This is a genomic window from Verrucomicrobiales bacterium, assembly GCA_016793885.1.
Classification (GTDB): domain Bacteria; phylum Verrucomicrobiota; class Verrucomicrobiia; order Limisphaerales; family UBA11320; genus UBA11320.
Genome location: JAEUHE010000014.1, coordinates 1 through 24994 on the forward strand (window position 1 = coordinate 1; position 24994 = coordinate 24994).

The following is a 24994-nucleotide window of genomic DNA, read 5'->3' on the forward strand; positions in this document are numbered from 1 at the left end:
ACTGGTTCTGGGACTTCATTGCCAAAACTCCGCAAGAACTCTCCGATCGGCTTTGCAAAGCCCTCAAGAGCTTCATCGATGATCCGACCAAAACCGCGTCCAATTGCTCGATTCGGAAATGACTTCTGTCATTCACTATAGCAGATCGAGGGAGTCCTTGCCGGAATCCATGACGTGCCAGTATCGCACAGCGATGCCCAGTTCTTGGGCCATGTCGAGCACTCCCGATTCTTCCATCCAACGAGTCAAGGGCTCGTGAGTTTGGGCCGCCAGGTCCACGAGAATCCGTCGCTCAGGTTCTTCCACCGCCGCCTCCACCAGCGCATCAAGGCTTTCGTAGCGGTCAATGACCACCGGCGAAGCGTAGTCCGCATAGAAACGCAGGAGTGCTCCATGCGATCGATCGGTGTCGAAACCCAAAAAGGGAAGGTTGTGGTCGATGAGGTACTGGGCCAGCACCCGGGACACCAGCGATTTGCCGACGCCGCCTTTTTCACCGCCGACAAAATGAATAGTAGCCATAGTTCTTCTTTTGCTCGTCTGCCTTAAAGTGGATGAAGCGATATCGCTTCGAGCCCGACGCTGGAAGCTCGGCCTTAGCTTTGCAAGCTCCACAGCCCGGCATGAAAAAGTTTCAAGGCGGCTAGGTCTATTGACTCTCGGGTTCGGGTTGATCGGACTTAGAAACAAAAACCGCCGGGAGTTGCTCAGCAACCCCTGGCGGTGTCGTTTACGGTCCTGGAATGGGCGTTACTTGGTGATGGCCTTGATCACGAATCGATGACCCTTGGGTTTGCGAGCCTTGTCGATCTTGGCTTCAGTGGCTGCAACCTCCTCATCCAAACGCTTCAGTTCCGCAGAGCGAGTGGCCTCGACCGCGGCGGATTTGGCCCAGGAGGGGAAGTTGAAGAGTTGCACATCCCGCCACCGGCGGAAGAAGGTGTTATTTTTTTGGAACACCAGCCCAAGCACCTCCCGTGCCTGCTTGGTGATGGCGCCAGCGTTGTTGGAAAGATTGAGGCCTTTGGCCAGCGCTTCGGCGTCCGTTTTCAGCACCGTTTCCCCGTCGATGCTTATCTCATAATTTCCCGGGGCTAGTCCGGCGACCCGTAGCGAGTATTGGCTGAGCTCATCCACCACGGGTGCCAGCTTGAGAGCGGACTCGGCTCGTTCGTCGGTGGGGAAGGGGAGGGAGTCGTCCAGGCGGTCAAAGCTGACTTCGGTGGTGGTGGCTTTCAGTGCGCTCACCTGGCAGCGTTCGACCTCAGCGCTTCCCTTGGCAACATCGACCTGCACGCGGGAGACCAGCGCTGAAGCGTTGAGGCCCTTTAAAACGGCCCAGGCCATGAGTGTCTGGCCTGCCGGTCCGGGATGAACCGCGTCGCCGCCTCCGATGATCGCCTGAGCATCGTGGGCGCGTGCGGCCAGCATCAGGCCCATGTACGGGGCGAACATGTCGACGAAACCAGCTCCTCCCTTGGATGCAACTTCCTTAAGTCCATCCGAGAACTTGCGCAACGACTGGTTGCGGACGTCTTTCTCGGGGTCGGGTCTTTTGTCCTCGATGGGTTGCGGGGTGAGGAATGTGACTCTCGCTCCATTGGCCGATAGAACCTTGTTCAGCTGAGCTTGGCTTTTGCTGTAGGCGCTGAAAATGTCGGGACGGAAGGCCTGGTAGGAGTGGTCGTTCATTCCGAACTTGATGGTGATGAACGTGGGTTTCAGCGGGAGCACATCGCGATCGAGTCCGCGTTGGACCGAATCCTCAACCATTTTTTGCTGAGCGGTGTCGTCAGCGGCGAAGAGCTTGGCCTCGTCCGGGCGGGCGCGTTGGCGTAGCCAGGAGGTGTCGCCACCCCAGCCAACGTTGCGGAAGGAGATCTTCCACTCTGGATGTCGTGTCAGCGCATAGGCTTCGATGTAAGTGGTATAGAGGCGTTGCTCGGTGATGCTGTCGCCGAGGAATACGACCCGATCGCCATCCCGCATGGCGAAGTCTGCTGCAGTCGCGGAAGCCGTGAACAACAGTGCCGCGGAGGCTAAGAAGGAGAAGATAGATTTCATGCTAATCGTGGTTCCCGCCACAAAACCATGGTCCTCCTCCGCATGCAAGGCTTGGATTTCACCACTTCTCGCTGCCTGTCGGACTTGTCCCGCCCGGGCATGAGTCCGGCTGTGGAGTCCGTTTGTGCTGAGTTAACTCTTGGGAAACGTCGCGATAGGCTGCTAGACACACCCCTGCCGGAGTCTTAAATCCTGCTTGTGATTTCCGAGGCAAGGCGCAGAGTGAGCGAAGATGAACTAGACGCCAAAGCAGCTTTCGTTCAACTGAATTGATGGGCTCTAGGCACATCTCGATGACTGATACACCAAGGAACTTTGGGCCACCCTCCAACTCCCATCATCACTGTGAAGACCACTAAACTGAAGCGGCTGAACCGGGTTCTCGTCATCGGGCTGATCGGCTTGCTGGCATCCCCAGCCCAAGCGGCGGTGCGAGGCGTGCCCTCGGACTATCCGAGTATTCAGCGAGCCATCGATGCGAGCCAGAACGGCGACACGGTTATCGTCAGTCCGGGGATATACCATGAAAGCATCAGCTTCAGAAGGCGGGCGATCACTCTCACCAGCGCAGATCCGCGTGATCCCGTCCTGGTTCGGAACACCATCATCCGTGCCATTGCCAATCGCAGTGCCGTAACGTTTGCTGCGGGGGAAAGGTCTAACTCGGTAATCACGGGTTTTACCATTACCGGCGGGTACGGGACCTCCAACCTCATCGGTGGCCCAACGATCTATTATGGCGGGGGAATTTACTGCCTTCGATCTTCACCCACCATCGTTGGAAACATCATCACCGGCAATGCTGGACCCACGGAGCCTAACCGTTCCGGCTATGGTGCCGGGATTGGCTGCATCGAATCGGACGCGGTGATCACGCGCAATCTGATCACGGCCAATAGTGGTTTCTCCGGGGGCGGCATCATGATGGTGCTTGGCCGAGCCCAGGTGGCCAACAACATGATCGTCAGCAACTCGGCTTTGATTGGCGGAGGGGTGGTGATGCAGCAAGGCGGTCGGCTGGTCAACAATACCCTGGTCGGCAACGATGCCCCAGTTGCGGGTAATGTCTATGCGCTTTCGGATGGCTCCGGCCAGTGTTTCCTCACCGCAAACATCATCTCCCACTCTATCCATGGAGGAGGCTTGATTCTGGAACCGACCGACGGGTTCACTCAAACCAGGTTCAATAACGTCTGGGATAACCTGGGCGGGCCAAACTTTGGAGGCGTAGATCGAACCGGTGCGGACGGGAATATTTCTCAAGATCCTCGTTTCGTGGACGCAGTGGTTGGCGACTACCGTCTCCGGGATATCTCCCCTTGCATCAATGCCGGTGATCCTGACTTTCAATCTGACGCGGGCGGCACTGATTTTTATGGCGGCCTGCGCGTCTTTGCTCGACGGATCGACATCGGTGCCGCGGAGTATTCAGATAATCTGAGGCCTGTGGCCGACGCCGGGCTCAATCGAGTGGTGGGCGTTACGGCTCTGCCGTTTTCGATAGGCTTGGATGGAAGCGGGTCATCGGATCCGAACGGCGCCTCCCTCGGTTTTCATTGGGAGCAACTCAGCGGTCCCCTCGGCAGCTTTGAAGATCCCACCGCGATGAAGCCCACGTTCAGTATTCGAGCGCTCGGGACCTATGAATTCGCCTTGGTAGTTGATAGCGTGGGCGGCCGGAGTTTCAGCGATACCGTGCGGATCACGGTCAAGAATGATCCTCCGACGGCCAATGCCGGTGCGGATCAAACCTTCGTCGACCTGTCCGGCACCTCGCTCATCACCCTCGATGGTTCGGGTTCGTCCGACCCTGAAAACGCTGCGCTCCGGTATCACTGGCGGCAAATCGGCGGCTGGAGAATCCAGTTGAGTGACACCAATGCTGCCCAACCCACCTTGGTGCACCCTTGGCCAGGTTTGTACTCTTTCTCGCTGGTAGTGGAGGACGGCATGGGGGCCAGCGAGCCGGATGTCGTGATGGTGGGAATCGGACCTAATCACGCGCCGGTGGCCGACGCCGGCTTGCCCCGCTACTTGTCGGGAGGAGCTGTGACGCTGGATGGAACCCGTTCCTACGATCCGGATGGTTACGGATCCTTGACCTACCAATGGCGACAAATCTCGGGCCCGACCGCTACGGCTTCCGGTACCAACACAGCCAGGCCGGTGTTTAGCGGCCTCGTTCCCCGAGCCACCAACCAAATTTGCGTTTTTGAATTGTTGGTGAGCGACGGCTATCTCCTGAGTGAGCCCAGCCTCACGAGGGTTACCGTCCTGGCGAATTTCGGTACGAACGCTCTCCGATTGGTGAATCCTCCGTTCGATCCCGCCAAACCCACCATCCTCGCCTTCGGTGGGGGCGATTGTGTCACGGGGGGTGGGATGGCGTTTGGCGGAGTCTGGGAAGAGAAGGCGAACTGGCTCACTGTCAGCTCTTATGCAGCGCCCTTTTATCGCTATGGGGATATGTTGATCGCCTATCTTTCCAGCGTTGCGCCCGACTACCGCGGAGCGATTCAGACGATGGGCCATAGCACCGGCAATATGCCGGCAATGGAGGCGGCACGGCACATCAACGCCGCTTACAAGGATACCCGTTACGCAGTGAACCGCGTGTCCTTGCTCGATGCTGTTTGTGGATCCCTCGCGTCCCTCGTGGCCACGTTCCACACGAATCGCGTCGCCGACGAACAGTGCTGGGTCGACAATTATGTCAGCAACGATTCCAATTATCCCGCCGCGCCGATAATCCCGGGTGCCCTGAATGTCGTGTGCCGCCCCGCGCGCAGCCACTCGTATCCTCCGATTCGCTACCTCTCATCCAGCTTGGATTACGAGGCGAACGGCCTGGTAGCCTTCGCTTACTTGTCGGTCATTGGTGCGGGCAGGAACTACCAGCTCAACCCAGCAGCCCAAAAGCACTACCTGGCGATCGACACCGACGAGTCCTTGGCGTTCTTTAACGAGTCTCAGTTCCCCGGCCGGATCCTTGCCCCGGTGACCTTGAGTGGCCCTGCCGATGGGGCGATCTTGCCGTCGGGCGGCACCACGTTCGGGTGTGAACCTGTGGAGAACTCCGTTCGCTATCAACTCCTGGTCGGGACCGATCGGGATCGGGTTACGGATTTTGCCGTGCTTATGGATTCGGCCACCCCTCCGGCCCACATGCTCACAACGCTTCCTCGCCCAAAGGCCTGGTGGACTGTCCGAGCGATCGATCCGTTCGGTTCCTCAATTTACGCTGAACCTCGGCAGATCGCACTTCCCGGGAATCGCCCCCCAATTGCCAACCCCGGCCCCGGCCAGGTCGTATTTGCTGGGGCCAACGGACTAGCCAGGGTGACTTTGGATGCGGCTCGATCGGTGGATCCAGACGCGGATCCGCTCAGCTATACTTGGGTGTGGACTAGTGGTGACCGAGCTTATGTTTCAAACACTGTAAGCGTCTCCATCGAATTGCCTGTCGGTCTGCACACCTTTCAACTAATGGTCAATGACGGTCAGTTGGATTCAGCGATCGCGGAGTCGGCGATCACCGTGTTGGACAGCTCGGTGCCCACGCTCAGCATTCAGAGAAACGGTGACCAGGTCATCCTCCATTGGGCAGATCCGGCTTTCTCCCTTCAGTCCGCTGCCTTTCCGTCCGGGCCCTTTACGAGTGTCGTGGGTGCGAGCAATGGTTATCGGGTGCCCGCATCCCGTTCGCAGCAATATTTTCGGCTGAGCAACTGATTGCGTGGTGTTAGGTGTCGGGTCGGGGTCTCGTAATCGTAATCGTAATCGATTCCGATCCAGCAGCGAGGTGAGTCTATGGACTGCGGAGACACGTCTCCGCTTTTCCTGCGCGCGGCGCCGACACCTCAGGTGTAATTGATTTAATGCTGGCAGCCGACGTGGTTTGCTGCAGCGCGAAGGAAAAGCGGTGGCATGCCACGCGCATCCATAGCGGGAAGCGCTCTGCGTGACGGTCCCTAACACCTAACACCTAACGGCTACCACCTCCCCGCTCAAGGCAGCTTGATGGTCAGCATGGCGAACAACGCGTGCGCGGTGTAGTTGTTCCAGCCGCCGGTGTTCTTCTCGTCGTAGTTGTAAAAGCCGTATTGCAGGCGGGTGATGGTGTTTTTTCTAAAGCGCCAGGTCAGACCGGTCTGCACTCCGTGCAATTCGTAGTCCAACCCCAGCGGCAAGCCGTCGACAAAGTTGGCTTGGCCAAAGTCAGCCTTCGAGTAGTTGTAGCTAGCCGTGAGGTCGGTGGTCTCCGTCAGCACGTAGGTCGCGGTGGCCAGGATGGAATACAAGTCCCCTCGGTAGCGGGAGATGGCGGGGAACTGGTTGTTTTCGGTGGTGGTCTTGGAATGCCGGTAGGTCAGGGTGTTGCCCAAATAGAGCCGCTGCCAGGGAGTGATGGAGTGGTTCAGGCTGAAGGTTTGCGAGTTCTGATCACCACTGTAGATGCTGCCGCCAGGAGTTGCGAAGAGCGCGTCGGTCTCGGTGAGATAGTCGGCATCGCTCCATTTGTAAGTCAGCGTGCTCTTCAGCCAGGGCGTCACCTTCACTGCGCAACGCCCCTCGATCTCGTCGGTCAGGGTCTCCCGACGGCGGATGAATGCCGAGTAGCCCGAGTTAGGCCCCCCGAATGCGCTGTCGATGCGGTTGCCGAAGTGATCTGAATAGTCCTTCTGACGGTAGTGTCCCCCGAAGGTGACGCGGCTCCAGGGCGAGCTGCTAAATCCGGCCCGCCAGTCACTCATCTCCCCTGAAACCGCGGTGTCCCGTAGAAAATCGTATCCAAACCCCAGTCCGCCAGACTGGCTTTCATAGATATCCGTGCTGTCCTGACGAAGCTTGGCCTCCGCGAACAGCACCGTGGACGGCAGCTTGTTGTAACGCAGCGCCACGGTTTCCTCCAGAGTCGCGCGGTCGGTGTTCGCATTCATGGCCTCCGATTCGTTGGCAATGAGAGCGGTGTTGAGCGTCGCGGTGCCAAATCCAGCCTGCCTCATCCAGTCGCTTTGCGCGCCAGCGGTCAGGGTGAAACCCTCCCAGGGCCCGAGGAGGGCGTTGATGTTCACGACGTGAGATTGGCGGTCGAGAATGATCTCCTGGCTGACCAGATCTCCGTTGCGAGGAACGGCTTCAAAGGACCAGACCGTGCCCACCAGTCCCAGGGAGGAGTCGCCTTCCAGGTGACTGAACAGGTAGCCAGCCGACCCGAAGATCCAATCCTTGAACTGCTTCTCGATCCGGATCGAGTTAGCGCCCTGAAAGTGTTTGCCGCCTTCCCGCACGTCTTGGAGATCGGTGACACCGGGAGCGGTCATGCCGTAACCGGTTACCCGACGGCTTTGGGTCTTGAGGTCGAAAAACTGACCTCGGAACTGGTCCTGCACCCGGAACCCCGAGAACTCATGATCGAGATCCAACTTCAGGACATGCACCGACTCCTTGAGAGACTTGTAGGCGGGGAAGATGTTGTTGGTGGTGCTGCCATTCCCCACCGGACCCCAGGCGAGCAGGGATTTCGTGCCGTCGCGATATTGGTATTCGTATCCAATGGTGACGACCGGCCAGTTGGGAAGGGCGAGGGTGAAATCCGCCCAGGCCTTGCCAGTGTCGAGGAAGAGATCTCGATCCAGCGAATAGGAAGAGGGATCTAGCCCGGGATGGTAACCGCCGACATCGTTGTAGTACTTCCGAAACTGTTCCCAGCCCACTCGGATGGATCCGACCTTGGGCTTCTCCAGCGAGAGACTCACTCGATACTCATCGCGCAGGGCGCGGGCCTTCACGGTGAGTTTGGAGTCGTCGCCCAGGCGCTCGCCGAATTCCAGACGCTCGATGCCACCGTTAGCGCCTTCGGGCATCCCATAATGTTCGCGGAACTTGGCCTCGTTGCCGCTGACGGTTGTGAACCCGGCCAAGGAGCTGATAGAGACATCATACTTCTGCTGGGAGGCTTCCGTGCCCCATTTCGCCCCCTGATCGATCCAGGCTCGCAACAGTCCGACCTGTTGCGGGGTGAGGGGATCCCCTTTGCCGACCGGAGGCATTTCCATGTCCTCGACCAGCCGGGCTGCAAAGTGGACCAGCGAGCTTTGGTCGCCCTGGCCGGGAATGATGGCCGGGCCGTTCTCGCCGCCTTTGAGCGCGCGGGCGCTTTCGTCCAGGCGGAATCCCCCTTTGGGTCTCTCGGGACCGTGGCAGCGGAGGCAGGACTTCTCGAACAGCGGTTTAATGTCCCGATCGAAATCGACCTGGCCGGCTGCGGCAGGTGGGAGCTTGGATACATCCACCGTGGCGCCCCAGAGTGTGGTGCGGCCGGAGAGACAACTCAGGGCTAGGCAAGCGGCCAAGGCCCAGCCGGGGTGTTTTGGATGGCCGTGAAAATGGCGATGAAGGGAGGCGCTCATAGCTCAGTAGAACAGGCGGGGGTGGACTTGGGAGCCGTGAACTGCCGTGTGGCAGCCGGCGCTTGAACACCCCCCCAGGCGCAGGCTGTAGGTGTGGTTGACGGCTCCGATGTAGATTTGAACTCCCGAAGTCCCCGGCTGGGGCACTTGGGCGTGGCATTTGAGGCAGAGATTGTTGTCTCGTTCCACGAGCATCTTGGGGTTGATGGATCCATGCGGGCTATGGCAAGCGGTGCAGCCTTCGCGCATCGCTTCGTGCTCATAGACATGCACCTGTCCTTGCTCGCGGTGGCAAGTGACGCAGGACTCGTTCTGACGCGCCATGGCCAAGCCTCCGGCCGGCTTCATGAGATCCAGGCCGTGGGGATCGTGGCATTGGACGCAGTTCATCTTGCCCTCGGGCACAGGATGATGGTTTGGAAGGTGGAACTCAGCCTGGGTTTGAAGATGGCACTCGTAGCAGGCCTGCGGGTTGTGGCCCGGATTGGTGATGAACTTGCCACGGCCTCCGCCCGACTCCACGTGCAGGCTTCCTGGACCGTGGCAGGACTCACAGCCGTGGAGCGTGCCCTTCGCATCCTGACGGATTTGGATCTGCGCGTGACGGCTCATCGCAAAGCTTCTGGAGATGTTGGTATGGCATTCGAAGCACGTTTGATTGCCAACGAAATGAGCCCCTTGAATGTGGGGAGGCACAACCACGGTTCGTTGGACGGTCCCACAGGAGCTCAATCCGAGACTGGCGGCGAAGGCTAATGCCAAGGAAAGGAAGGTGATGACAATGGCACGTGTGCTCATGGGTGGGTGGTGGAGCGGTTACCGTCGGCTGGCTGTGATCGGAACATAGACCCTGCCCGGGCTCGATTGCTTGGGTGCATCGGGTGACGAAGTTGCCGGGAAAGGCATGCCCAGGCAAGTGCGAAGATAAGGCTCAATCCGGACTTGCCTTCTCTCCATGCTCTCAGGATTGTTTGGGCTAACCAGATGACGCGGCAAATTTCGTTTTTTGAGGATGCAACGGAAACCCCGGATTTACCGGCGCCGTTCGCTCGTCAGAAGCGTGTTCAGTCCCATGCACATCCGCCGAATGGTGTGGCGGATGCTGCGGCGTTTGCTCGCTGCATCCGAGACTTCCGGGACTTCGGGAAGTCCACTGTTGAGATACCTATCCAGGTGACGTTGCCGGACCAAACCACCCTATGCATTCCGGGTTTCGTCAATGAGTATTGGACCTCGGCTCAGCGCGCCGCCTCCCGGCTCCATGAGATCTCTTATCGCGCCTGTTTCAAGCCGCAGCTGCCGCGGTTTTTTGTCGAGCATCTCACCCAGCCTGGCGAACGTGTTTATGATCCCTTCATGGGACGAGGAACCACCCTGATTGAAGCCGCGCTCCTCGGTCGCGTGCCGATGGGATGCGACATAAATCCGCTCAGTGTTCGTCTGGTTCGGCCTCGCCTCGATCCTCCAACTCTACCGGAAGTCGCGGCACGGCTGAACGAGATTGACCTGAAATACTCCGGTGAGCTTCGGGAGGATTTGCTGGTGTTTTACCATCGTGAGACGCTGGAGGCGATCACAGCATTGAAGCACTATCTGCTGCGGCGTGAAAAGACGGGGACTTTTGATGCGGTGGATGACTGGATCGGGATGGTGGCCTTAAACCGGCTGACCGGCCACTCCCCCGGTTTCTTTTCGGTGTACACCTTACCTCCTAACCAGGCGACTTCGGTTGCGTCACAAATCCGCATCAATGAGAAACGCCAGCAGGTGCCGCCGGTGCGGGATGTTGCCGCGATTATTCTGAAAAAGTCCAAGCAGTTGCTGGCGGGGTTGGATGCGTCGACCCGAAGGACACTGGCGGGGGTTGCTTCGAAGGCCCGATTGCTCACCTCGAACAGTTCGGCCACTTCTGAGCTCCGTTCGGGATCGGTGGACTTGGTGGTGACCTCGCCGCCCTTCCTCGATGTGGTGCAGTACGCCGCCGACAATTGGCTTCGCTGCTGGTTCTTGGGGATCGACGCCCATGAGGTTCCGATTACCATGACCAGCAGGCTGAGCCGCTGGCGGGAGACGATGACCGAGGTTTTGAAGGAGCTTCATCGGGTATTGAAGCCCGGCGGATATGTCGCCTTCGAGGTGGGGGAAGTGAACGGCGGCAAGGTGAAGCTTGAGGAACACGTCATTCCAGCAGGGGTTGCGGCGGGGTTGAAGCCTGAATTTGTGCTGATTAATGACCAGGAGTTTACCAAAACGGCCAATTGCTGGGGTGTCGATAACAATGGCAAGGGGACCAACACAAACCGAGTCGTGTTTCTGACTAAGAGTTGATTCGATTGAATTTAGACCAGCACATGAGAGCATCGCGTTTTTTTAGGAGTCGGTTTCGAACTCTGGATGACCATCCCAGTCGTGTCTGGCGTTCCTTTATGGCGACTGTCATGGGTGTCTGTTTGATGATGGGCACTGCTGGGAGCGCCGAGGTTAGCGCCGCCGCTCCTCCGTCGGGGGTTAAGATCAAGAAGGTCCTCCCTCATTGGCTGGACAAGCAGGGACGGCACTTGCTGTCGCCCAGTCTCTTGGAGCGGGATGCCTACCAAGCCCTGCTTAGGAAGGAGCCCGAGCGACGGGGTGGGCTGCGATTTGACGTTCAGTGCGGCACTTTGCCGGCCGGCACATCCTTCGTGCTCAAGCTCGAGATTCGCGGATCCAAGAGCAACACGCCTACCTTCGTTCAGCTGGAACAACCATTGCCCCCGAAGGCGCGGTTCCAGCGCTGGCAATCTTTGACCTTGGGCGTCGAGCAGTATCAGGCTCTGGGCGAGTTGGTCGCTTGGCGGGCCACTCTCTGGACCTCCAACCAATTCGTGGCTGAACAGAAGTCCTTCCTCTGGTAGGAAATCTCTTCCCCTCCACACCGCGGCCAGCATAACCTTCGTCCATGGATCCGTTGCTTCAACTGTTGAAGGAAAACGCCGCCCTTCGGCCGGCGCAGCTCGCTTTATTGGTGAATCTCACGGAGGCGGAGGTCGCAGCGCGTATCAAGGCGTATGAGGAGGAGGGGGTTATCCTGGCCTACCGCACCATCCTGAATGAGGACAAGCTGTCCGAAGAGAAGGTCCGGGCGGTTATCGAGGTCAAGATCACGCCCGAACGGGGCGGTGGTTTTGATCGTCTGGCGGAGCGCATCTCCAAGTATTCGGAGGTTCAGTCCTGCTATTTGATGTCGGGCTCTTACGATCTGATGGTGCTGCTGGAGGGCAACACTCTGCGCGAGGTATCCACTTTTGTCTCCGAGAAGTTGGCAACGATCCAGGGCGTGCTCTCGACCTCCACTCACTTCATTCTCAAGCCGTACAAGCAACAAGGGGTGTTGATCCATCAGGAAGCGCCCGAAGCTCGTTTGGCGGTTACCCCCTGAAGAATTGGTCTGGCTTCGACCTTTACCCCTCCATGCCCACCGTCGCTGAACAACTTCGCACCGCTCGTCAGGCCGCCAACCTGACTCTGAATCAGGTTGCTGACACCACCAAGCTCAAGGCAGAGCAGATCGACGCTCTGGAGCGGGCCGACTACTCTTCCTTTCCGGCCCCGGTCTACATCCGCGGATCCATTCGCACCTACGGCAAGCTCCTCAAGTTGGATGTTCCGAAATTGATGGCTCAGCTTGATGAGGAGTTTTCGGACACCAAAGAGCTGAGCGACCCGCCACCACTCACCCCTCCGGCTAGCGGCTTCCTCGACTGGGTGATGCTGCAGTTCTCCAAACTCGATTGGCGGATTGTCGTCGGGTTGGGGGGGGTGCTGCTGGTTCTGATCGTGGTTTGGTCGTTGGTCCGGCCGGCCAACCATGTTAAGAAGGCAGATCCGCTGTCGAATCTGGGGCCTGGCCTGTACTCGCCTCGTCCGACGAGCCGTGGCGATACACTGCCGCTGCCGACGAACGCTCCTCCGCGGTGAGGGGGGACAAAACCACGAGCCAAAGGCAGGGCGAGATTTCACTCGAGCCCACGCCTGCCCCAGGCTGTGAATGACAAAGGGGTAACTCCGCGAGGGCCGGTAAGTGTTCGTCACCACCTGAGCGCTCCACGCGCAGCCCCGTTCCCTTTGAACGACGCAGGGCCCATCAGGGCTCGAATGGAATCTCGCGCTACCCCGTATCGTCGGACCGCCTCGCTGTCAAATCTCGGCCTGCCTTTCTAGGGTTGCCAATCTCACCCACCTAGAATCACACCCTTGGGAAGGCGATTTGTTTCTGACTCGAAGCTTTGCGCTGGACCTCAAGGAGGATCTTTCCCTAAACCAGTCGAGCCTATGATGCGAGCTTCTCTCAGTCTGATCCTGATGCTGGTCGGTCTTCCCTGCGCATTTACTCTCCTCCCCGCTGCCGAGATCTCGCCGGGATTGGATGAGTTTCGGCAGCAGGCCGAGCGTTGCCGTCGGCTCCTGCGCTCGAGCGTGGTGGACTTTTACCTTCCGCACTGTGTCGATGGCACCAACGGCGGCTATTTTCAGGATCTCCGGGGCGGACGATTTGCGTCTTCGGGGGAGAAGTTTTTGACGCTGCAAGCCCGGCAGCTTTGGTCGTTCAGCATTTTCGCCGAGGAAGGGATTGAGCGGGCTGCCTCTCTCTCAGCGGCGCGTTCGGGCTACGACTTTATCCAGCGGCGGATGTGGGATGCCGAACGAGGTGGGTATTTCTCCAAAGTGGATGATCGTGGCGCTATCCTCGACGACCGCAAGCACGCATATCTGAACTCATTCGCCCTGTATGGGTTGGCGGCTTATTTTCGGGCCAGTGGCGATTCAAGCGCACTCCAGGCGGCCAAATCCCTGTTCCAGGTTTTTGAGCTGCGCTTTCGGGATCGAGTGAATGGTGGGTATCACGAGTTTTTCCATCGCGATTGGTTGCCGGTGACGGACGACAAGGCAGGGCGCTACGTGGGTGCCATCGGCACCAAGACCTACAACACGCATTTGCATCTGCTGGAAGCATTCGCTGAGCTGTATCGGGCGTGGCCCGATCCGCTGGTGGCTCGTCGGCTCCAGGAGTTGATCGTGATCAATACCAGCACCATTCTGCATCCGGAGTATCGCTGCAATCTGGATGGTTGGTGGCCCGATTGGCGGCGCGTGGAAACGCCCCAGAATTTGCGGGCCAGTTATGGTCACGATGTGGAGTGTGTGTGGCTGGTGCTGGATGCCGCGCGCACGGTGGGCCTGGCGCCGCACACCTTGCGGAGTTGGGCTGAAACCCTGGCCGGCTACAGCCTCACCTATGGATTTGATTCCCAGCACGGAGGGTTCTTTTACTCAGGTGAGTTGGGGAAGGCGGCGGACGACACAAAAAAGGAATGGTGGGTGCAAGCCGAGGCTCTGGTGGGCTTGTTGACGCTGTACCAGGAAACTGGGCAGCCCCGCTACTACCGCGCCTTCCGTCAGACCCTGGATTTCACGGAGGCCCACCTGGTGGCTAAGGAGGGCAGTTGGTGGGCGACCCGCAATGCCGACGGCTCTCCGAGTCGAAATCTGTCCCGAACATCCATGTGGCAAGGGGCCTACCACAACGGTCGCGCGCTGCTTTGGTCGGCACGAATCCTCGAGGCGTTGGGTTTGCAGAGGAAGAGTCCCTAACTTCTCAACTCATTCCAGACCCGATGCCGCGTCAGGTGGAACAACCTGACCTCGCTGGGGCTTCCGGCTTGAGCGACTCCGTTATTGCCATGTTGACTCGAGACGGTTGCGGCCTCTCGAGAGGAGCCCATGTCACCGGTCCGTGTCCAAGCCTGCGCGCGGTGATGGAGGCACGAAAAAAGGGCCGGACTTGCGTCCGGCCCTTGAATTGGAGACTACTGCTTGGGGAAGATTACTTCCTCAGGCGATAGTAGACAGCGGCACCGGCACCGGGTGCGGCGTAGGGGGAGGCTGCTCCCACGACGTCAGACCAGTTAGCCAGGTCGGTGGACTGTTGGAGTACCGTTCCGGCCTCGGTCCAGCTGACACTGATCGCTCCTGCGCCCGAGCGAGCAATCGCCAGGCTGAAGCTGCCACCAGCGTCCAGCGTTCCGACGCGGTAGGTCTTGTAGCCACCGTTGGCATCATCGTTCAGAAGAACTTTGCTGCCGTCGGGTTTGACACTGAACCATTCGAGGTAAGCGGCTCCGGTGGTCTCTTGATAGACAGTGCGGATCGGATACACGCCCGGAACCTCTACGATGAACCGGAACAACGTGGCAGAGAATTGATCTCGCTCACCGAGGAACAGTGCGTTCGCCGGGTCGTTGATCGCTCCGCCCTGGGTGCGGAAACGGTCGTCGCTGTTGAATCCGAGGGTGATGAGGCCAGCCGGGAGTTCCACGAAGGTCACGATCTCAGCTTGGATTCCGTTCGGATCGATGCCGCTGTCCGGAGCCGGAAGTCCGGGCATCTGGAGGTCATCGGGGAACGATGCATTCGAATCACCGCCCAATTGGCTCAGGTTGATGACCCCTTCGATGTCGAATCGGACCACTGCGTCTTCATAGACACCTTCGCCGACCGCGGCGCCGATGGCGGCGGGATCGGCGGTGTTCTCAAAGCCGCTCTGGCCGGTGAGAGCCAGTTCAGCGTCGTCGATCGTGTTGGGGGTGTTGTCCTGATTGTAGAACACTTTCCACACAAACCCGCGCTTGGTGGCGTCATAGGATCCGGCCTTCATCGAAGCGGTGAGCACCGGGTAGGTCGGAATCGTGAACGTTCCAGAATCCGTGATCACGTTTCCACGGGTGTCTTTGACTTCGATGGCATAGGTGTGTTCACCGAAGCTCAGCAGAGCTGACGGCGTGTAAGAGAAGTCGGTGGCGTCCAGTACCTTCGGGCTCGCGACCAAGGTTACCGCCTTGCCATCGATCGTCAGTTTCACCGTGGCGGGATCCAGCACCGAGATTCCCTTGTCGTTCGCACGGAAGGAGAAGAGGTTGATGGAAGGATTAACCGCCGAGAGGAACAGGCGATCAGCGCCCGCGCCGACATCACCCAAGGTGATCAAAGCCGTTTCCGACGGACTCTTGCCGAAAACGATGGAGTGAGCACCGAGACCACCCCAACCTTTTTGGCCAGGGGTCAGCTCGTCACCGTCGTTGATGGCCATACCCAACCCAAACTGAGTTCCCACCGTAAGCGGGGCCTCGAGTCCCAGCGAGGCGACGGGGAGCTTGATTTCATAGATGGTCTTCTTGTTGACACCATCGCGCGTCACGATCGCTTCCGTTCCGCCGGGGCCGGCTTCGTGCATAATGATCACGTTGTTCACATTGCCTTCCACGCCACCGAGGGCGTAGTTGTAAAGGGCCACCTGGCGGGTCCGGTCGGCGCTAGCAATCATGAGCTGAATGGAGTCGCCATTCCAGGCGCTGTTGGCAGCATTTTCATGATACTCGTCGGTCACCACGAATCCGAAGTAGACATTGTCAGCATCGTACACGATCTGAACGGCGGACGTCTGATCATCCGGGCCGCTCCAGGTACCGCCGTTGTATTCTTCGAAGAGCACATAGGTGCCGGTTCCATTGGGGCCGGAACCTTTGGGGATGGAGAACTTGGGATCCGCGAGGACGGGAACGCCGCCCCATTCATCGAGCGTTCCATCCACCACGATGGGACTGGCAGTCGCATTCGCGGTGTAGGATTGCTTGCCTGGCTCGATGTCGTTTCCGGCCGCCAGAGTGATGAGGGCCGTTTCCGACGGACTCTTGCCGAAGACCAAGGCATGCGCTCCGAGCCCACCCCAACCTTTTTGGCCAGGGGTCAGTTCATCGCCATCGTTGATGGCCATGCCCAGACCGAACTGCGTTCCACCGCCCAGAGTCTCCAGACCCAGCGCGGACTTCGGGAGCTTGATCTCGTAGGTGGTCCGCTTGGTAGCTGAGTCGCGGGTCACGACCGCTTCGGTTCCGCCGGGGCCAGCTTCGTGCATCACGATCACTTCCGCGGTTGCGTCCTCGACGCCACCGAGCGCGTAGTTGTAGAGCGCGACTTGGGAGCTTCGTTCGGCGTTGGCAATCATCAGCTGAATCGAGTCGCCGTTCCAGGCGCTCTTCGCAGCATTTTCATGATAGTCGTCAGTCACCACGAAACCGAAATAAACGTTGTCGGTATCATAGACGATTTGCACGGCCGAGGTCTGGTCATCCGGACCGCTCCACGTGCCGCCATTGTATTCTTCGAAGAGAACGTAGTTTCCGCCGGCCGATCCCTTGGGAATCGAGAATTTAGGGTCGGCGAGGACCGGCACGCCACCCCATTCGGAGAGGCTACCGTCTAACACAATGGCCCGCGGGGTTGGGACCACCGTGTAGAATTCTTTCGTGGGTTCGATATCATTCGCGTAGCCTGTTACGGCAAACGCGAATGGTACTATTAATAGGGATAGTAGTTTTTTGCGCATACTGATTGTACTCTTGGGTTGATGGGGACGCTTTCACTAGAATTAATAGAGAGGTAGGGCGTTGCTGTCAACGTTCTTGTGGCCGTTGAACGTGCCGTTGGGATGGCGGCGTAAGGCCAGGGCTGCCCGCTGCTCGCCCGGGCTTTGGCGGCCATTTCCAAGTTTGAACGGGGAGCTTTAGAAGTATGAACTTCTTGATGGTTTGATATGAATGCTTAGAGGCTGGATCGAGGTCGAATCAGGCTGAAACCGGCCCGGCCAGTGTGCTTCACGAGCGTAGGCTGTTCGTTGTCGCGCGACTTAAATGGCTTGTCTCACCCTCCCGTACCCGCTGAAATCTGGATCTTAATGAAGAGTTTCCCACTCCTAGTACTGGGCTGTTGGGTTCTGGCCGGTGGAGGGTTGGATGCTGCCATCCGCCTGGCCGACGATGGCTACCACGTCTATCCCGGCGACGAAATACAGGAGGCGCTGCAGCAGGCAGCCACGAACCTCATTCAGAAGGTCGTTCGCGTGCATGAAGGGGAGTACCGACCGAGTAGCAAACGCCAGGCCCTCATCTGGTTTAACAAGATGCATGATGGTATCCGTTTGGAGGCAGTGGGGAGAGTTACCCTCCTAGCGTCCAATCCGTTGCTGGCGCTGCCCTCGGAACCGGCCTTCCCAGCGGTGGTGAACCACATTGTGTATTTTGGCGACGGCGTCACCTCGAACACGGTGTTGAGGGGCTTTCGTCTGACGGGGGCGAACGGTTTTGTGACCAAAGCGCAGACCAGGCAGATGGAGCCCAATGTCACGATTCTCAAGAACTACTTTTTTTATTCCGACGGTGGTGCAGTCAAAGTGTTTGGCCGGTCGTATCCCAGACTTCAGAACCTTGAGATTGTGGATAACTACACCAGCCCTTGTGGAGCGGGCATTTCAGTTCAACATCAGGGCTTCAGCCAGCAGCCGGTGCTGATTGAGAATTGCGTTTTCTTTCGAAACCGCGCCCAGGGCACGGGCTCTGCCGTCGATCTGTTGGCGGGCAGCTCTGCCAGCCTGGTTAATTGCCTATTCGTGGGCAACATCTCCAACACCGGAGAGGATCCGGTGGCCAAGGCTTCCGGGGAACGGCCCTTCGTGAACAGCGGTGTCATGACCATCTTTTGGAATTCGCATGCCGTGGTGCGCAATTGCACCTTTACGGGTAACCGCAACGGGGTCGACGACATGGGGGGCGCCAGCCAATATCTCAACTGCATTTTCGCCGACAATCGCCTCGATGCAGGCCTTAAGGGGTATGGTCGCTACGAGTTGGCGGTGAATGCGGGTGGGAAGGTGTCAGGGTGCGTGTTCAACGGCCTGATTCATGACGTGACCGGCGTGGTAGCGGGGGGTGGAAATGCAACCAACGCTCCATCTCCCCGGTTCGATGCCGCTTTTGTCCCTCAAGCCCCCGAATATCAGAAGGCGGGCTACCGTCCCCTCCTGCCGGTTGCTGGCACGCCTGCGCCCGCCGGCCCGCCTTGATCGCTCTACGGCTCCTCAGCAATAGTCAGCAGAGTGTTCAGCCGTTGTGGTTCCCTCAGAACCTGCTGCTTGCCTGAGGGCCAGGAGATCTCGATGCGATCGACTCGAGTGGCTTCGCCCAGCCCGAAGTAGAGCGGCATGGTGCTCTGGGAGAGGTAACCCGATTTGCCATCGTGATAGCGCGTGTAGACCTTCGAGCCGCAGTGCACCTTCACCAGGGCACCGAGGGCATCACGATTCGAGCCGCCTTGGCCGGTGGGCCGTCCCACGAGTTTCACGTTCAAGAAACGAATCGATTTCTTATCAGCCAAGTTGCTGATCAACACCTGAGGACGGTCGCTCCACTCGCTCGTAACCAGATCTAGATCCCCGTCTGAATCGAGGTCGATGGCTGCCGAGGAGCGGGAGCTGGTGGAGCCGACCACCGTTAAGGCCCCACTTTTTTCGAAGCACAGCGGATGCCTTTTGTCCTCGCCTGAGCAATCGAGCGTAAAAAAGTCTTTCTCAATCCGCTGATCGCGGCGGGGTTCCACTCCCACTACATACTCACTATCCACGAAGCGTTCTCCGCGCTCATTGAGCAGCACGGAATTGACGGCATAGCGCAACGGGTAGCCCATTCCGGCGGTTACGAAAAGGTCTTCGTATCCGTCCGCGTTTAGGTCGGCGACGCTCACTCCCCAGGGCCAATAGGTTTCTGTTCCCAGCTTGGAGGAGATCTCCACGAACTCTCCGCGGCCTTGGTTTCGGTAGAACGCGTTTCCGAGGATGTTGTTGGTCGCGCTTTGCCAGGCTGCTGGTGTCCATTCGGAAGAGCACCAGGCGTCGCTCTTTTGTTTGTCGAACTGGGGCGACAGATCAAGGTCTCCTGCCTTGATTTGCGCGGAGGTCATGTCGGAGTGCATGTCCGTGATGTAGAGATCCATCAGGCCATCCAGGTTATAATCGAAGAATTTAACCCCCATGGAGCCCCAGGGAGTTTTGGGAAAGTAGGCGGCCGTTTTTTCTACGAAGCGCTGGCCCTGGTCGTTTTCATAGTATTTGTCGTCGCCCGACATGCTCAGTACATACAAGTCAGGGTAACCATCCTGATTCAGGTCACAGAACGTGGCGTCACCGCTCCACCCTCGATGTTCCAGGCCGGTCTTTCGCGAAACATCCTCAAATTTGCCGTTGCCCAAGTTTTGGTACAAGACGCTCTGCTCACTTCGTGCGGGAAACTGCCAGCCTTGAAAAGCGTCGGGCCGGGCCAGATAAAAGCCGCCGGGCCCTTTTTCATTCCGGGTATAGCTGCCGACGTTGGCAACGAACAGATCGAGTAATCCATCCCGGTTGAAATCGAAGAAGGTCGCGCCGGACGAATGGAGCGCCCGGGTCACTTTGAGCCCTGAACCTTCGGTGATGTCATTGAATCTTCCCTCCCCGAGGTTTTTGAAAAGGATGTTGCCATTTCGCACCGTTGTGACGAATAGATCCGGCCGGCCATCGTTATCTATGTCCGCAAAGGATGCTGTGACGCTAATCTTGTCCGCCAGTCCGACTCCCGCCCTTTCGGTGATGTTCTCGAATCGTCCGCCTCCCCGGTTTCGCCACAGCTGGCTGCTCCCTACTTGATTGATGAAATAGAGATCGAGCAGGTCGTCGCCGTCGACGTCGGCCACCGCCAGTCCATTTCCGTGATCATAGTGCACGGCCTTGTAGTTCTTGGAGGCGTCGGTCACCGGCGTTTGCTCAAAGCGGATTCCGCTACGTTCGTATTGGTCGCTGAACTGAAAGTCGTGGAAGACCTGCCATTCTTTCGCGGCCTGGATCTGGCGGATGCGGTTGGTCTCCAGGGCACGGAGAGTGCCTTCCGTCGGGCCCAGCGGGTTCAGGCGGGGTCTTTCGTTGGTCCCTTCGGCCGCCAGGAGGCGGGCGGAAAGGATCAGCGGGAGGAGGAGGAGGAGGTCCCGGCCCCGGCGGCGGTGACGTAACCTAGCGGGTGTGGTTTTCATGGGAGGAGTGGGTTGGGCCGGGTGGGCGGAGGTTTGATCGGGCTGAGGGCGACTCGGAAGCCGACGAAATGGATGCCATTGGAGGGTGACATCATGAATCGGTTGGCCGAGCGGGCGAATTCCAGATCCTGATTCCATCCTCCTCCTTTGAAAACCTTGTATTTACCGGAGTCCGGTCCAACGGGGTCGGTCAGTGGCGCCGGAGGGTAAGGCTCGAACCAATCTGAGCACCACTCCCATACGTTGCCATGCATGTCGTGAAGGCCCCAGGCATTGGGTAGCTTCAAACCTACGGGATGCGTGATCGCATCGCTGTTCTCGGCGGTCCAGGCATACTTCTCCGCAACGCCCGGCTCCTCGCTGAAGCTGAACCGATTCGTTGAGCCGGCCAGACAAGCATATTCCCACTCCGCTTCCGTGGGTAAGCGGTATTCGTAGTTCGCCGGGAGCCGGCCCGCGGCGCGTTCGCGTTGAGTGATTGCGCTGCAGTAGCTATTGGCCGCGAGCAGAGTCACCTTTTCGACCGGCCGGTTGGAATCGCCGGTGAAATGGCTTGGGTTGTTGGTGAGCACCGAGGCGAACTCCCATTGAGTAACTTCGTATTTTGCCATCCAGAAGTCGTGGGTGATCGTGACCGGAAACTTTAGGCGGGTGAACGTGCCGGCCTTGATGGGGACCATGTTGGTGGTCGGCGTCAACTTGATCTCCGTTTTGGTGGTGGGTGATGAAGTGTTTCGGTCGCAGCCTGATTGGGACAAAAGCACCAAAGCGGCCCAGGCCAGCTGGATTGAGAGGTGTGCCAGTCGTGAAGATGAACTAGGGCTTTTCATGAGAGAACCGGATGCGGAGGAGTGGCTCATTGCTGGGAACCGGAATCGTGCGTTGTTCGCCGGTCGGCCACTGAACCCACACCGCGACCGGGGTTTCCTGGAGGCCCAGCACCTGATGCGCGGCATCTTGTGATCGATAACCGGAGCCAGCGCTGACCAATCGACAAGGGCCCTTTCGGTCGTTCGCATAGACCATTCGCAATCGTGCGCCGATCGCATCGGGATTGGATGGGCCGCCTTGGAGTGCGACGTGCAGCCCTGGTTTGGCCCGGCGGTTGACGTAGAGCATGGTCGGCCGGTTGTTTTGAGACACCGCTAGATCCACCCGGCCATCGTGATTGAAGTCGACCAGCGCCGCCCCGCGCTGTTCGCCGAAGATCCGGATTCCAGAGATGGCGGCATCCAGTGCTTTGAACGATCCGTCCCCATCCCCTTTAAGCCAGAGGCCGAAGCCAGCATCGTCTCGAGTGAGGTCGGTCGACGTTCCAAAGAAGTTCTGGCTCACAAAGAGATCCTCAATGCCGTCGCCATCGGCGTCGCCAGTGTTGATCGAGAAGACGGGGGCCATCTGAGCCTCCCGGGGAAGAGGCAAGGCTTTGAACCGGCCACCCCGATTCAGAAACACCATTGACCTGAGTTCGGTCGCCTCAAGGTGCTGGCACTTCTCGAAGGTAGCGCCGAGCAACTCGGGGACAGTGGCTTGGCCATAGGCGTCGTAAGTGGGAAAGTTGGCGGCAACGCTGGGATAGCCTCGGGCGAGCCAGTTGCGGTCGTGGATGGGTAGCCAGTTGGATCCGGATCGCCAGGCTTCGAGCATTTGAACGAGCCCGTCGCCGTTCCAATCCCCATAGAACAGGCGAAAGGTCGTCGGCTGATAAAGCTCATACACGGTGTTCCGTCCCCAGTTACCCGCGGCAAGATCGAGTCGGCCATCCCCATCGAAATCTCCCACCGTGACGCTCGTCCACCAGCCGGTGAGGTCGCTCAGACCCCAGTCAGCGGTGGTTTCGGTGAAGCGCCCCTGCTGGTTTCGGAAGACGCGCACAGGGCCCCACTGCGTGGCTAGCGCCAAATCCAGAGCGCCATCCCCGTCCAGGTCAGCGAACGTGGCGCCGCTTACCAAACCGAGTTGCTTGAAGGGCACGCTCGCCGGTTCGCTGATCGCCAGCTTGCCCGCCTCATTCAACCAGAGGCTGGACGAGACTGGCTCGGGGAAGTGGCCGGGTCGGAAGCGGCCCCCCACAAATAGATCCAAATCGCCGTCACCATCGACGTCCGCCGCGGCCATGGGGCCGGGGGTGTTCTGGTCGATGAAGCTGCGCTGCGCATTCGAGTTGGAGGTTGAGAGCGAGAGTTGGGTGACGGATAATGTCAGTAGCTCGGACTTTGAACCGGGAGACATTTCCTGCGGTCCCTCGGTCACTAGCAGGCTTCGATCCCCAGGGCTCCTCGACATTCCCAGGACCGCGGTCTGGCCTCCTGGACTAAGTGGCGCACCCTCCCATCTTTGAAAGGAGCGGCCCTCCAGGTTGCGATAGGCACCGAGACTTCCTCCGCGTCCAGCGGCCGAAACCAAGTCCTCCCACCCATCGCCATCCAGATCATACCAGGCTAGGCCAGGACCTAGTTTGCTGAGACGGTGGGGCAGTAGGGCTTGGATGGACCAATCGTCAAAACCCGTTTCTGTATGCACATGTCCCAACTGGGAGCTGACATCCTCGAAGAGGGGATATGGTTGAGGAATGGGGTTGGGCTGGTGTGGGTCGGTCCCAGTTGCCGCAGGCTGCTGAATCTCGTAAATGCGGTTGCTGAGAATATTTTCCAGGCGGGTCTTGGCGCCGTTACGCCAGGTGACCTCCAGCGACATGGGCCGGGTCGCATCGGGATCCACGGCGAACACGCGGGTGGCTTGATCCCCGGCCAAATACCTACCTCCGCAAATCATCTCCTGCGACTGCGTCAATCTGCCGCCCTGCAGCCGGACCTTGGCCCCCACTCCCTCGGTGTTTCCCGAGCCCCCCCTGAGTCGCACCGCGATCCGGCCGGCGGGAGCGTTGTTCTGATAAACAGTCACCGCCTCGTTGAGATTATTGACGATGACATCCAGATCACCGTCGTTGTCGAGATCTCCCTGGGCCATGCCGTAGGAAACTGCCAAGTGGTCGAACCCCCATTCCCGGCCCATGGACTTGAACAGGCCATCGCCTTGGTTTTGGAAAGCAGCGTTGCGGGTGTGGGATCGCGGGTGCAGGCGCATGGAGCGCTTGAGGTCCTCTGGATTCCGGCGACGCTGCGGATCCTTGATCTCGTTGCTGCTGTCCTGATCCATCACATCGAACTCAAACCCATTGGTGATCAGCAGATCCTCAAAACCGTCCAGGTCGACATCCATGAAGATCGGAGACCAGGTCCAGTCGGATGCCGCCACTCCGGCCATGAACGCCGCTTCCACAAAGAAACCCTCAGCCCTTCCGAAGTAGAGCGTGTTGCGATTGTATTGTGGCCTTTCCTCCGGCCGCTCGGCGTCGATGGGATTGGGCCGGTCGCGAACCAGTTGAGTCATCCGCCTTCGGTGCTCTCGTGACAACATATCCACCACGATGAAGTCGTCGAATCCATCGCGGTCCAGGTCAGCGAAATCCACGCCCATCGAGGAGCGGCTGGTGTGCCTGAGTTTCGAGGTGGCGAGTGCCCTGAAGGTGCCCTTGCCGGAGTTGATCCAGATGCGGTCCGGAGAAGTGTTGTCATTGCACACATAAAGATCCGGGCTGCCATCGCCGTCGATATCCCGGAACATCGCCGCCAAGCCCCAGTCGCGAAACGGCGTCAGCGGCTTTCCGGTTTCGTCCGAATACATGCCCGGCTCGGTGTGGATGGCGGTAAAGCGTCCCTGGCCGTCGTTGCGATACAGGGCGTGCACCTCCGGTAGTTCCCGAACTTTGCCGTCCGGCAGCGCTTCAAAGCGGTCGCGCCAGCGAGGCAGGCGGGTGGATTCTCCATTGACCTTCGTGACCTCCCATCGATCGCCCTTCCTCGCCACGGCAAACCGGGTGGTTGGATCAGCCAGGTGCATGTAGTCGATGAAGTGGGTGCAGTATAGGTCCAGGTCTCCGTCCCCATCAATATCCGCCAGTGTCATCGAGGTCGCGGAGGCATTCGTGGAGAGCCCGGAGCCCTTCACCTCTGACCACCGCGCCTTGCCATCGTTTAGAAACAGCCGGGTTCCGACGCCGATGCTGTTCACCAGCAGGTCGAGGTCGTTGTCGCCATCCACGTCCGCGAAGGTTGCCCCGGTGGAGAGTTGAGTTGGGCAGGAAGCTTCCTGGAGTGGGATTTCCTCAAACCGCCAGTTTCCGAGATTGCGGTAGAGGCGGTTCGGGTTTTGCAATCCGCAGAGGTAGACATCCTGCCATCCGTCGCCGTCGACGTCCCCGATCGCCAGGCCGGCGCCGTTGTGCGCGACGGCATTCGTCAGATAGAGATCACCGCGCAGCTCGTTGGTGAAGGTGATCCCAGTTCGGGTGGGGGGCTCCGATGTGAAGCCGATCTTGCCCGCGGGATTGGGCCGCACCTCCATCAGCCGATGGCCTGGGCCTTCGACCCATGGAAGCGCACCGATCGCCTGAGCGCCTAAGCTCAAGTACACCAGGAGGGCAAAATGATGCAGATATCCGGCCGACATCATCAGTAAAGCAGATCAGAAGTCTCGACCTTGTCAATGACTCGCATCACCACGGCTGGAGCTGTTTGTGGCTGACT

The 24994-nt window shown here is 59.0% G+C and carries 15 protein-coding genes; 7 read left to right on the forward strand and 8 right to left on the reverse strand.

The annotated features are described in order from the left end of the window. Positions 1-135 precede the first annotated feature (135 nt). Both JNN07_01915 and JNN07_01920 read right to left on the reverse strand, forming a co-directional pair. On the reverse strand, positions 136-522 hold the full coding sequence (locus JNN07_01915; protein ID MBL9166478.1) for a hypothetical protein: 387 nt from the start codon (positions 520-522) through the stop codon (positions 136-138). A gap of 228 nt (positions 523-750) precedes the next feature. Next, a complete protein-coding gene (locus tag JNN07_01920; protein MBL9166479.1) occupies positions 751-2064 on the reverse strand; it encodes an SGNH/GDSL hydrolase family protein in 1314 nt (437 codons plus the stop codon). Between the two features lie 345 nt (positions 2065-2409). On the opposite strand from JNN07_01920, the gene JNN07_01925 reads away from it, so the two are divergent. Next, a complete protein-coding gene (locus JNN07_01925) occupies positions 2410-5796 on the forward strand; it encodes a hypothetical protein (GenBank protein MBL9166480.1) in 3387 nt (1128 codons plus the stop codon). A 275-nt stretch (positions 5797-6071) separates the two neighbouring features. Here the strand turns inward: JNN07_01925 and JNN07_01930 are convergent, their stop codons facing one another. Next, the gene (locus tag JNN07_01930; GenBank protein MBL9166481.1) at positions 6072-8477 is read right to left on the reverse strand and encodes a hypothetical protein; all 2406 of its coding nucleotides are present in this window, start codon (positions 8475-8477) and stop codon (positions 6072-6074) included. 3 nt (positions 8478-8480) lie between these two features. Continuing rightward, positions 8481-9275 (reverse strand): hypothetical protein, encoded by a 795-nt coding sequence (locus tag JNN07_01935; protein ID MBL9166482.1) that lies wholly within the window; start codon positions 9273-9275, stop codon positions 8481-8483. A 186-nt stretch (positions 9276-9461) separates the two neighbouring features. Between JNN07_01935 and JNN07_01940 the strand changes: the two genes are divergently transcribed. From JNN07_01940 to JNN07_01960, 5 genes are all read left to right on the forward strand, one after another. Continuing rightward, a complete protein-coding gene (locus JNN07_01940; protein ID MBL9166483.1) occupies positions 9462-10805 on the forward strand; it encodes a class I SAM-dependent methyltransferase in 1344 nt (447 codons plus the stop codon). Positions 10806-10828: 23 nt separating this feature from the next. Further along, positions 10829-11371 carry a hypothetical protein gene (locus tag JNN07_01945; GenBank protein MBL9166484.1) on the forward strand — a complete coding sequence of 181 codons (543 nt, stop codon included), beginning with the start codon at positions 10829-10831 and terminating at the stop codon, positions 11369-11371. Between the two features lie 44 nt (positions 11372-11415). Continuing rightward, entirely contained in the window at positions 11416-11895 is a 480-nt protein-coding gene (locus JNN07_01950) for an Lrp/AsnC family transcriptional regulator (protein ID MBL9166485.1), read from the forward strand. Between the two features lie 32 nt (positions 11896-11927). Beyond that, positions 11928-12434 (forward strand): helix-turn-helix domain-containing protein, encoded by a 507-nt coding sequence (locus JNN07_01955; protein ID MBL9166486.1) that lies wholly within the window; start codon positions 11928-11930, stop codon positions 12432-12434. A 354-nt stretch (positions 12435-12788) separates the two neighbouring features. Next, on the forward strand, positions 12789-14108 hold the full coding sequence (locus JNN07_01960; protein MBL9166487.1) for an AGE family epimerase/isomerase: 1320 nt from the start codon (positions 12789-12791) through the stop codon (positions 14106-14108). A 232-nt stretch (positions 14109-14340) separates the two neighbouring features. On the opposite strand, the gene JNN07_01965 is transcribed toward JNN07_01960, so the two are convergent. Further along, entirely contained in the window at positions 14341-16899 is a 2559-nt protein-coding gene (locus JNN07_01965) for a hypothetical protein (GenBank protein ID MBL9166488.1), read from the reverse strand. Positions 16900-17247: 348 nt separating this feature from the next. Here JNN07_01965 and JNN07_01970 point away from each other — a divergent pair, with 348 nt between their 5' ends. After that, positions 17248-18411 (forward strand): right-handed parallel beta-helix repeat-containing protein, encoded by a 1164-nt coding sequence (locus tag JNN07_01970; protein ID MBL9166489.1) that lies wholly within the window; start codon positions 17248-17250, stop codon positions 18409-18411. Between the two features lie 5 nt (positions 18412-18416). On the opposite strand, the gene JNN07_01975 is transcribed toward JNN07_01970, so the two are convergent. From JNN07_01975 to JNN07_01985, 3 genes are read right to left on the reverse strand one after another with little or no spacing between them, the layout of a single operon-like run. Beyond that, positions 18417-20405: a CRTAC1 family protein gene (locus JNN07_01975; protein ID MBL9166490.1), complete on the reverse strand. Its 1989-nt coding sequence runs from the start codon at positions 20403-20405 to the stop codon at positions 18417-18419. Continuing rightward, the gene (locus JNN07_01980) at positions 20402-21235 is read right to left on the reverse strand and encodes a formylglycine-generating enzyme family protein (protein ID MBL9166491.1); all 834 of its coding nucleotides are present in this window, start codon (positions 21233-21235) and stop codon (positions 20402-20404) included. Before JNN07_01980 ends, JNN07_01975 begins: the two co-directional genes overlap by 4 nt. Continuing rightward, a complete protein-coding gene (locus tag JNN07_01985; protein MBL9166492.1) occupies positions 21222-24920 on the reverse strand; it encodes a VCBS repeat-containing protein in 3699 nt (1232 codons plus the stop codon). Before JNN07_01985 ends, JNN07_01980 begins: the two co-directional genes overlap by 14 nt. Positions 24921-24994: the final 74 nt, after the last annotated feature.

Bases quoted from the DNA above. Each gene is read 5' to 3' on its own strand.
- JNN07_01915 (MBL9166478.1), bottom strand. From the start codon at position 522: ATGGCTACTATTCATTTTGTCGGCGGTGAAAAAGGCGGCGTCGGCAAA.
- JNN07_01920 (MBL9166479.1), bottom strand. From the start codon at position 2,064: ATGAAATCTATCTTCTCCTTCTTAGCCTCCGCGGCACTGTTGTTCACG.
- JNN07_01930 (MBL9166481.1), bottom strand. From the start codon at position 8,477: ATGAGCGCCTCCCTTCATCGCCATTTTCACGGCCATCCAAAACACCCC.
- JNN07_01935 (MBL9166482.1), bottom strand. From the start codon at position 9,275: ATGAGCACACGTGCCATTGTCATCACCTTCCTTTCCTTGGCATTAGCC.
- JNN07_01940 (MBL9166483.1), top strand. From the start codon at position 9,462: ATGACGCGGCAAATTTCGTTTTTTGAGGATGCAACGGAAACCCCGGAT.
- JNN07_01945 (MBL9166484.1), top strand. From the start codon at position 10,829: ATGAGAGCATCGCGTTTTTTTAGGAGTCGGTTTCGAACTCTGGATGAC.
- JNN07_01950 (MBL9166485.1), top strand. From the start codon at position 11,416: ATGGATCCGTTGCTTCAACTGTTGAAGGAAAACGCCGCCCTTCGGCCG.
- JNN07_01955 (MBL9166486.1), top strand. From the start codon at position 11,928: ATGCCCACCGTCGCTGAACAACTTCGCACCGCTCGTCAGGCCGCCAAC.
- JNN07_01960 (MBL9166487.1), top strand. From the start codon at position 12,789: ATGATGCGAGCTTCTCTCAGTCTGATCCTGATGCTGGTCGGTCTTCCC.
- JNN07_01965 (MBL9166488.1), bottom strand. From the start codon at position 16,899: ATGCGCAAAAAACTACTATCCCTATTAATAGTACCATTCGCGTTTGCC.
- JNN07_01970 (MBL9166489.1), top strand. From the start codon at position 17,248: ATGAAGAGTTTCCCACTCCTAGTACTGGGCTGTTGGGTTCTGGCCGGT.
- JNN07_01975 (MBL9166490.1), bottom strand. From the start codon at position 20,405: ATGAAAACCACACCCGCTAGGTTACGTCACCGCCGCCGGGGCCGGGAC.
- JNN07_01980 (MBL9166491.1), bottom strand. From the start codon at position 21,235: ATGAAAAGCCCTAGTTCATCTTCACGACTGGCACACCTCTCAATCCAG.
- JNN07_01985 (MBL9166492.1), bottom strand. From the start codon at position 24,920: ATGATGTCGGCCGGATATCTGCATCATTTTGCCCTCCTGGTGTACTTG.